General features: G+C 36.1%; 1 protein-coding gene. It reads left to right on the top strand.

Annotated elements, in window-relative coordinates:
- Positions 1-9 precede the first annotated feature (9 nt).
- Positions 10-512: fibronectin type III domain-containing protein (locus tag WAA15_RS24550; protein ID WP_337045488.1), on the top strand; the 503-nt coding region annotated here is incomplete at its 3' end.

Raw genomic sequence — 512 nt, 5'->3', positions numbered from 1 at the left:
GATAATACCATGATTTTGACATGGGATAAAAACAAATTACATGAAAGCTATCAAGTTGTTTATAAAGACATAAATAAGGTAGAGAGAGTTGTGCTCATCAATAAAAACACGGTCACATTAACAGATTTAGATCCTAATGAACTGTATCAGTACAGTATTGTTGCTGTAAGAAATAACTTAAGAAGTGACCCTGCAACAGGGGAATTGACAAGTAGTTTATGCCGTGGCTTAATTGAGAGACCCACCACAAGAATTGTAGAAGGAACAACCATTACCCTCACGGCATCCAGTTTTTGTCGTACTGTGGTTAACTGGATTGGTGACGATGTTTCAACAAACCAGAGAAGCATAGTTATTTCACCCAGCGAAACAACTACTTATGAATTGAACTGTATAGTAGAATCTAAAAATGGCGAAGCTAGAACCTGCAACGATAAAATAGAAATAAAAGTTGATAAAAAATGTACAGATGTAGTGGCAAGGGCTACTACTTATGATATTACACAAGGCGA

The sequence above is a fragment of the Emticicia sp. 17c genome, assembly GCF_037153985.1.
GTDB lineage: Bacteria > Bacteroidota > Bacteroidia > Cytophagales > Spirosomataceae > Emticicia.
Note: the sequence above shows the minus strand (reverse complement) of the source record. Positions and strands in the feature narration are given on the sequence as shown.